Annotated in this window: 9 protein-coding genes; 5 read left to right on the top strand and 4 right to left on the bottom strand. The window is 41.2% G+C overall.

What is annotated here, in order from left to right:
* Positions 1–421: 421 nt before the first annotated feature.
* Positions 422–871, bottom strand: coding sequence for an SRPBCC family protein (locus tag ABYD77_RS15815; protein ID WP_372771079.1), 450 nt, complete (start codon positions 869–871; stop codon positions 422–424).
* A 211-nt stretch (positions 872–1082) separates the two neighbouring features.
* Between ABYD77_RS15815 and ABYD77_RS15810 the strand changes: the two genes are divergently transcribed.
* The 4 genes from ABYD77_RS15810 to ABYD77_RS15795 all read left to right on the top strand — a co-directional run bounded on the left by ABYD77_RS15810 (position 1083) and on the right by ABYD77_RS15795 (position 6374).
* A complete protein-coding gene (locus ABYD77_RS15810; RefSeq protein ID WP_372771078.1) occupies positions 1083–1754 on the top strand; it encodes a response regulator transcription factor in 672 nt (223 codons plus the stop codon).
* Complete coding sequence (locus tag ABYD77_RS15805) at positions 1738–3126, top strand: sensor histidine kinase (RefSeq protein ID WP_372771077.1); 1389 nt, start codon at positions 1738–1740, stop codon at positions 3124–3126. The genes ABYD77_RS15810 and ABYD77_RS15805 overlap by 17 nt, the downstream gene beginning before the upstream one ends.
* 97 nt (positions 3127–3223) lie before the next feature.
* Entirely contained in the window at positions 3224–5002 is a 1779-nt protein-coding gene (locus ABYD77_RS15800) for a DUF1800 family protein (protein WP_372771076.1), read from the top strand.
* A gap of 10 nt (positions 5003–5012) precedes the next feature.
* On the top strand, positions 5013–6374 hold the full coding sequence (locus tag ABYD77_RS15795; protein WP_372771075.1) for a DUF1501 domain-containing protein: 1362 nt from the start codon (positions 5013–5015) through the stop codon (positions 6372–6374).
* Positions 6375–6421: 47 nt separating this feature from the next.
* On the opposite strand, the gene ABYD77_RS15790 is transcribed toward ABYD77_RS15795, so the two are convergent.
* From ABYD77_RS15790 to ABYD77_RS15780, 3 genes are read right to left on the bottom strand one after another with little or no spacing between them, the layout of a single operon-like run.
* Positions 6422–6910 (bottom strand): N-acetyltransferase family protein, encoded by a 489-nt coding sequence (locus ABYD77_RS15790; RefSeq protein ID WP_372771074.1) that lies wholly within the window; start codon positions 6908–6910, stop codon positions 6422–6424.
* 17 nt (positions 6911–6927) lie between these two features.
* The gene (locus ABYD77_RS15785; protein WP_372771073.1) at positions 6928–7383 is read right to left on the bottom strand and encodes a GNAT family N-acetyltransferase; all 456 of its coding nucleotides are present in this window, start codon (positions 7381–7383) and stop codon (positions 6928–6930) included.
* A 10-nt stretch (positions 7384–7393) separates the two neighbouring features.
* Positions 7394–7738 carry a lactoylglutathione lyase gene (locus tag ABYD77_RS15780; RefSeq protein WP_372771072.1) on the bottom strand — a complete coding sequence of 115 codons (345 nt, stop codon included), beginning with the start codon at positions 7736–7738 and terminating at the stop codon, positions 7394–7396.
* A gap of 372 nt (positions 7739–8110) precedes the next feature.
* On the opposite strand from ABYD77_RS15780, the gene ABYD77_RS15775 reads away from it, so the two are divergent.
* On the top strand, positions 8111–8976 hold an 866-nt coding region (locus tag ABYD77_RS15775; RefSeq protein ID WP_372771071.1), incomplete at its 3' end, for a dihydrodipicolinate synthase family protein.

Raw genomic sequence — 8976 nt, 5'->3', positions numbered from 1 at the left:
CGTTATAGCGATGTAAGTTCAGACCCTGGCCGCGTAGTGACATTAAAACCTAGAACGATAGGCGTGAATGTTCGCTACCGATTCGAATAAGAGCGAAATGAACTCTATTGTTTAACTATGCAGCTGCAAGTATGGGTTTAGTACAAGGCAGAGCTAGTGAAGTTTGGTTCTCCAAATAATTCTAGCGATAACGCAGTAATAAACCCATAGAGGCGCTGCCCAAAGGGTTCAAGCCTAGTCGCTTTTATCTTTGTTGACGATTTTTGACTTAGTCCACTAGGTCTGCAACTCGTCGCCTCGATTAAAACGACTAGGTTTGAACATACTTTAAACTATAGAGTACATTTCGCTCTATCATTTCGAAAAACCAAAGGCGCACTTAGGAGCGCCTTTTTTAATGTAATTTCTTATTTAACAGGCTCTATTTATTTTCAAGATACTGTTTTATGTCTTGTAAGTCTTTCTCGAGCATTTTTACTAAAGATTTCTTCATCAATAGCCCCATTAATGCTGAAAACACTTTGCCAAAAAATGACATCGACTCACTAGAAAAAGACATAGAGAGAATTGTTTTGCCATTGTCTTCGGCAACAGCCATTTTAGTCAGGTATACCGCACCACAGTTTTCGGCGCGGGTGCAATAATATTGGCCTTCTACTGCCTCGGTTATCCACATGGTTTCACTTGCTTCTTTACCAAACATCTCGCGTGTTTCGCTCCACTTTAAACCAACTAACCCTGTCTCTGGTTTTTCAATCACGGCTAAATCGATAATCGCGGAAATCATATTTTTACAGTTAGCTATGTCAGTAATTGCTTGCCAAACCAGCGCTTTTGGGCACTTAATTTCTGTTGTTACGCTAATTTCCATTTTAAACCTCAATTGTTGAGTGGATGATTAAACACGATAAACCGTTAATAAAACTAACTGCTGACACAATAAACATAGCAGCTTTAAATACACTTAGTTATGTGATTAAGCGAGCAGGAAGTGCGCTTTTGAGTGCTCGCCTTACAGAATTGTATATTTATTTAGTGAGCGAACACGCTATGATAATAATAAATACAAAAAGCGTAACGATATGAACGTACTACTGGTTGAAGACTGTCAAGACACGGCTGAATTTATTGCGCGCGGATTAAATCATCAAGGGGATGCGTTAACACATTATACGCATGCAAAAGAAGCGCTTATCCCCGCGTCATCAATGAATTTTGATGTCATTATATTTGATCGTATGTTGCCAGATATGGACGGCATTGACGCGATTAAGTTGCTGAGAACGAGCAATGTCGAAACGCCCATTATTGTGTTAACTGCTATGGCATCGACAGAAGATCGGGTAAAAGGCTTAGATGCAGGGGCTGATGACTATTTGGTAAAGCCATTTGCTTTCTCTGAATTACAAGCAAGGCTGAGAGCGCTCGCAAGGCGCAGCCCAATGAAACAAGTTGATCATGTTTTAGTGGTTGGTGATTTGTTACTTGATAGAACCACGCAACAATGCACCCGCAATGGTACCGAGCTTGATTTAATGCCAAGGGAGTACAAGATACTTGAGTACTTAATGCTGAATGCGAATCAGCTTGTTACTAAAACCATGCTGTTAGAGCATGTTTGGGGTTTTAATTTTGATCCGCAAACGTCTTTAGTACAGACGCATGTAAGTCGCTTGAGAAATAAACTCGATAAGCCTTTTGACCATGAACTTATTAAAACAGTCAGAGGGTGTGGTTATGTTATTTCTAAATAAGCTTTTCAATAAGTTATCGTTATTCAGTCGCCTTTTTATCACATCTTTATTACTGCTTATTAGTTTTATTGCTGTTTTATATTTTTATGCTGTAAAGCAGGTGAGTGCACTGAATGCAGAAACTCGGAATGAAATCACCACACATATTGATGAAGTCCACGCACTTTATAAAGAGGATGGATTGGAAGCCGTATTAGACGAATACGAATTAGAGGACACGCCAAAATTTGACCATAAAACGTTTCTTTCAAGGCTAGATGAGCATGAAATCACCTTTGCACTATTAAGCGCTGATGGCGAGTTGATAACTGGAGCAGAATCACTGACTTTTCAAAATGGCTGGCATCGAAAACGATACCGTTTTAATGACGAAATGATCCAAGCAATTGGCTTTGGCAAACGCTTTGATGATGGCACAAGTCTGATCCTCCAGACACCCATGAATCACGATATTTATGAAGTACGAAGGCAAACAAAACAGGCCGTGCTACTGTTAATTGTCTTCGCGCTGGTAAGTTTTCCGGTTATTTATTGGGTTGCACGTAACTACCTTAGTTCTCAAAGTAGTCAGCTCGCAAAACAAGTATTTGAGGTGTCAAACGACCCAAGTAATCAACGTCTTGAAGAGTATAAGTCAAACCATACTTTTTACGGTCTAGGCAAAAGCATTAATCAAATGCTTGATGAAATGACGAAAGTTCACAAGCAAGCTCAAACCATGACGGTAGGCATTGCACATGATCTTAAAACGCCCCTGTCACGCGTAGCCAATCGCATTCAAATGATGCAGCAAGATCTCGATGATAAAGCGCATATGCTCACCCATATTGATAAAGCAAATAGCGAATTACAAAGCATTGTTCAGACTTTTAGTAATTTAATACGGCTCAATGAAATTGAATCGGGAAAACGTAAAGCCGGGTTTAAATTGCTTAATGTGTCTGACCTCGTGCTAGAACTGAGTGAAAGTTATGCTCCAGTTTTTGAAGATGCAGGCAAGCAGCTCACTATTTCTGTGGTGGATGGAGTGAGGTGTTTAGGAGATGCTGATTTGCTTAACCAACTAATAAGTAATTTGCTTGAAAACGCACTGCGTTACAGTGAAGAACAAGCCAATGTATGGATCCGTTTACAAAGTCAATTTGACGGTGCTCGTTTGCAAATAGGTGATTCAGGCCCTGGCATTAATAGTGAGATTGCGGCGTTTGTTTTTGAGCGTTTTTACCGAGCGGATTACAGTCGCAAACAACCAGGAAATGGTCTTGGTCTCAGTATTGTTAAAGCGATTTGTGACCTTCATGATGCCACGATTACCTTATTACCAAACCAAGCGGGTGCGGTATTTGATATTGAGTTGCCAATTGAACGTTAGTTTACAATTTTGTAAGTATTGGCGAGTCCAACTGTAAGGGAAGTCGTGTGAATTAGGTTTTATAGTTAGGTTAACAGTATCAACTAGGGCTGTAACTATGGCTTATAAAACACCATTAAAACTTTTCAAAGCAGTGAGCTTGTGTTGTTTGCTCAGTTCGCAAGTTGCCTGCGGAGGCAGCAGCGATGAACAAACAGCTCAAGCACCTGTAACTGCTGAACCCATTACGGGCGCAGTGCCATCCGATACCACATGGCAGTCTAGTCACCAAACGGTTGCGTTTTTAAATAGGGCGACCTTTGGTGCGAAGCCGAGCGATTTAGAACTGTACCAATCGACAACGGCTTCAGAGTGGTTCGAAACACAACTGAATGCCCCTCCCAGTTATTTGATGGCGAGTATTGAGCAATATGTTCGCCCCGAAGATTATAACGAACCCAGTCTTATTTATATGGCTTCCACCAGTTTTGCATTTTGGCAACATGCAATTAATGCTGAGGATCAACTCAGACAGCGCGTTGCTTTCGCATTATCTGAAATACTGGTTACCTCAACCAATTCGGGCGATGAACTAGCAGAACATGCAGAAGCCATGGCGAGCTATCAAGATATATTGATAAAGCATGCATTTGGCAATTATCGTGACTTGCTAAGAGATGTTACTTATTCGCCAACAATGGGTTTTTACTTAACGTATTTAGGCAATGAAAAAGGGGATGAGGCAACTGGTAAAGTACCTGATGAAAATTACGCGCGGGAACTTCTGCAGCTATTTACCATTGGGGTTGAACAACTCAATCTAGATGGTAGCCAAATGCGCGATAATAATGGGCAGCCCATTGAAACCTACACGAATAACGATATACAAGGCCTTGCACGGGTATTTACTGGTCTTAACTTAAATGAAGAGGCACTTGAAGAGTCTGTTGCCAAAGCCTTTAGTGTGCCAATGTGGGTGTTTGATGAAGACCATTCACTGAAAGAAAAAACGTTTCTTGGCCAAACTATTGCAGCAAATACCTTTACTGAAGAATCGGTTGAACAAGCGCTGGATACTATTTTTAATCATCCGAATGTGGCGCCCTTTATCTCAAGGCAGTTAATTCAGCGCTTGGTTTCAAGTAATCCAAGTCCAGCGTATATCAAACGCGTGGCGAGCTCTTTTGAGACTGGCTATTTCGAGTTGCCAAATAAAACACGTGTTGGCGCCGGTAAGCGCGGCGATTTAGCTGCAACCACAGCTGCAATATTATTTGATCAAGAGGCGCTAAACCCAACCGGTGAGCAAAGAGGTAAAATTAGAGAGCCGATTATTCGCTTTACCCAGTGGGCAAGAGCGTTTAATGCAGCGAATATTTGGCCTGAATTTATATTACCTCTATGGGATACCAGCTCGGCCACACGTTTAGGGCAGCACCCATATCGCTCTCCCAGCGTGTTTAACTTTTTCCGCCCAGGCTATGCCGCACCGGGTTCAAAAACCGCACAAAATAATTTGGTTGCCCCTGAGTTGCAAATAACCAATGCAACTTCAATCCCAGGTTATATTAATTTTATGACCTACTTTATTTCTGGTGCCCAGCAAAATGTAGATATTGAAGAGGTCGAGGAAGCGATTGAGTCAGAAGGGCTCGATTTAGACCCAGATGATGCGCCAAATAGCTTTTTGGTGGAATATAGCAATGCGCTTAATTACGCTGATAATGCACAAGCGCTGGTTGATTACTTGAATCTGCTATTGTCCGCAAATCAGCTTTCTGAGCAGACCAATGATAGAATTGTGCAAACAATTTCCCCACTTACATCCTCAGAACAACGCGTTAAAGTTGCCATTTTAATGGTAATGACTTCTGCTGATTACCTTGTGCAGCAATAGGAGAATGATCATGAATAGACGAAACTTTTTGAAATTTGGTTCAGCATCATTAGCAACCGCTGCAACACTGTCTAGCTTAAATGTGTTAGCCAATGAATCGGCAACAAATAGCGATGATTACAAAGCGCTCGTGTGTGTGTTTTTATACGGTGGCATGGACAATTATGACACCATTATTCCGTTTGATGATGTGAGCTACCAAGGATGGGCTGCAATTAGGGCGCCGCTATTATCGCGCTATGCTACCAGCCGTACGCAAAGTAATTTACATGCGCTTAATACCCCAGCCCGATTTGGTGCTCGTAAGTTTGCACTCGCACCCGAAATGACGCAATTAGCGACACTCTATAATCAAGGTAATATGGCTATAGTGGGCAATGTTGGACCGATATTAGCGCCAACTCAGCGGGCAATGATAGAAGCAAATACAGCGAGTTTACCAGCAAGGCTTTTCTCACATAATGATCAGCAATCTACCTGGATGTCAGGCAGCCCTGAAGGTGCGCAGTTTGGTTGGGTAGGTAAAATTAGCGATGCTTTAGTACAAGGTAATATCGCTAATGACAGCCCATTTTCAGCAATTACTATGTCTAGTGGTGAACTACTGATAACAGGAGAGCAAACAGCGCCATACCACCTTATTGGCGGTAATCCTGCAGATATTACTGTGTTAAAAGGGGTGTCAGGTGATTTAAAGGCACAACTTGAACAACACTTTGCTGCAACTGGGGAACATGCATCCAACCTGTTAAAGCAAGATATGATTGCAAATCAACAATCGGCCTATCATGCCAATGCCCTTTATAAATCTTCTGTGAGTAGTAATACTGAGACAACAACCGCATTTCCCAATAGCTTTTTAGGGCAACAGCTAGCGAGTGTGGCAAATGTTATTAGCTCTCATCAACAGCTTGGCACTAACCGACAAGTGTTTATGGTGACTTTAGGCGGTTTTGATACCCACTCTGATCAAGCGCGAGAATTACCAGAACTGCAAACAACGTTAGATCAAGCCATTGGAGCATTTGCAAGCGAGCTACAGGCAAACGGGTTATTTGATAAGGTAACCTTATTTACAGCATCTGATTTTGGTCGAACGCTTGCGGTAAATGGTGATGGCACCGACCATGGCTGGGGGTCGCATCATTTTGTTATGGGTGGCGCTGTGAATGGCGGCACAATTTATGGTGATTTACCGCCCGCAGAGTTTGATCATTCATTGGATGTGGGAGGGGGTCGATTAATACCCACAACTTCTACCGAGCAGTATGCGGCTAACTTTGCCAGTTGGATGGGCGTAAATGAAACGGAAATAAGCGCACTATTTCCAACATTACGTGAGTTTGGCGAACGGCCTGACTTTATGATGTAAATAATCAACTGCCATACCAAGCTTAAAACCACAGTTAAGCTTGGTATTTAGGGGGCTTTCGATAGGTAAACGTTGTTTTCGATTTGACTGCCAGCAAATTCAAAAGTGTGTTGTCCAATGTTACGAAATCCCAAATACTGGTAAAACTCGTTAGATTCGTTTTCAACCCAAGTATAAAGCCAGTACACTTTACCAAATTCGTGTTCGAGCGCGTTTAAAAGTTGTTTACCTAAGCCTTGGCCCTTAAATCGGGTATCGATATACAGTTTTTCAAGCTCAAAACCATTTATCGCTGATTGATAAAAGGATTTCATATTAAGCAGGGCATAGCCTTGTATTACTTGGTCTTTTTCCACCACTAATAAGTTGTAATTTGACGAATCGAGTAACGTACTAAAATAGCTTTCATTAAATGTAGCAAGGGCGTAATGGGCGTATTCGCGCTTTATGCCTTCAACGGCATAAGTGTCGAGCCACACTTTTATTGAAAGGGCGGCTAATTGTAAGCAATCGTCCTTGCATGCATGTCGAATCATAGTGTTGTAAATGTCGTCTATTGTTCTTTTTCGATAACTAACGCTAACTTTTCAATACCATGGCTGGGTCTAAAACGCTTAAACTCGTTAAAGCCGTGTTTTTGGTATAAGCGAATAGCTGGCGCATTGACTACCGCGGTTTCAACAATGGCTTTGGTAAAATCAAACGCATTTAACACATATTCCATCAGTTTTCCGGCAATGCCTTTACGAAAATGCTCTGGCGCTACGGTTAAACTGTCTATGTCTAATAGGTTGTCTTGGTATGTGATTTCGATAACACCAGCAAGGCTGTCACCCTCATAAAAACCATAAAACAGAGTATTTGAGCTTGCTATATCCTGTGGTGTGCGCGATAGCGGTGGAAAATTATCGGTGCCAATCAGTGCCGCCTCAATTTTATAAGAAGCTTGAAACACAGCGTAAATGTGCGAAGCAATATCGCTATTTGAATGAGTAAGTTGAGCTATCATATTTTGTTAATTAACTGCCTAATTGGGTAATATGCAAAAGTTCGCCCGAAGGTCCCCATAGATAAAATACGTTGCCCCAAGGCATTTGTTGGATTGGTGAGATTTTAGTTTTGTATTTTGAGTTGCTACATAATTCAAATGCATCATCGATATCCGAAACGCAAATTTGCAACATAAAGTTATTTGCTAAATCTTCGTTGTAAAAGCGCTGCAAAAAGAAAAGACAATCGCCATTTTCAAAAAGCGTAAGATCTTCGCTCACATATTCAGACTTAAAGCCAATTTCAGCATAAAAAGATAAAGAGACCTCGTAGTCCTTACTCGGGATAAATGTTTTTATATCGATAACATCCATGATATTTCCATAAATAAACAGCACGTATTAACACTTAAAAAGTGCGAAAGGGCATGAGTGAAATGACTCAGGGCAAAGTAAGTGCGCCCAAAATTTTACAAAACTATAAATAGTGGTTATTCATTAGTAAACACTTCAATAGCTAAAGATAAATAAACGCATTTAAAAACGTGCTTTTACCTATAAAAGTGATGAGCTCATGTAAGTTTTAATATAATTAAGGCTAAAGTTAAGCTAAATTGTATACAAGCCAAACTTAATTCAGCTCAATGATTTAGGGACTTAATTGAAGACAAATTCATTCATTTGTTTATTTTGTATATTTTATACGATATAGTGGGGCCATAAAGATTTTATACAAAAGGTAATACGATGCAAACAAATAGTACAGATTGGCGTTATACGGTTATGCCTGCCGTATTCACATGGCTAAAAGAGACTGAAACAGGCGCACTTGAAATTGACCTAGTTGCAACACAAAAGTACGCAGCAGATATTTTACGTGTTGAAGGTAAAGCTGGCACACGCATGGGCGGTCTTGTTGGTTCGGGCACGCTGGGTGAAAATAGTTACCTAAGTGCTGAGCAGCGTCTTTCTCTACTAAGTGCGCTTTCTGAGGTTGCTAAAGAATTTAACGTACCATTAATTAGTGGTGCTGCGGCAGAAACTAAAGAAGCCCTTGCAACGATTGTTACAGAGCTGGCAACAGTTGGTGTAGATACGGTAATGGTCATGCCACCAAAAACCCAAGAAGCACCTTCTGATGACGAAATGTATGCTTATTATGCGCTTGCAGCAGACGCAGCACGTGAAGCAGGTGTTACAATTATGCCTTACAACAACCCAGATGCAGCGGGTTACCATGCACTTTCGACTGATATTTTAAGAAAACTAGCAGCACTGCCAGAAGTAACAGCACTTAAAATCTCAACAACGGACGTATCAGTAATCGAAACTCTGATGCTAGAAAACAAAGATGCAAAAATCTTAGCAGGTGTAGACACAGTAACCGTTCACGCAGGCCTAGCTGGCGCATGTGGTGGTATTACAGGTGTAGGGTGTATCTTCCCGAAAGCAAGTGTAACCATGCAAGAGTATGTAAATGACGGCAATTGGGCTGAAGCAAATAAAATCTCGCAAGCAATGAACTCAATTTCATACCTTGATGCTCAGCCACTGTTATTGGAATACCTAAAGTTTGCATTTGGTATTCACCAAAATGACGAACAAGGCGGCCT

The sequence above is a fragment of the Pseudoalteromonas sp. genome (assembly GCF_041629635.1).
GTDB lineage: Bacteria > Pseudomonadota > Gammaproteobacteria > Enterobacterales > Alteromonadaceae > Pseudoalteromonas.
The sequence above is the reverse complement of the archived record's forward strand: the minus strand, read 5'-3'. Positions and strand labels throughout refer to the sequence as shown.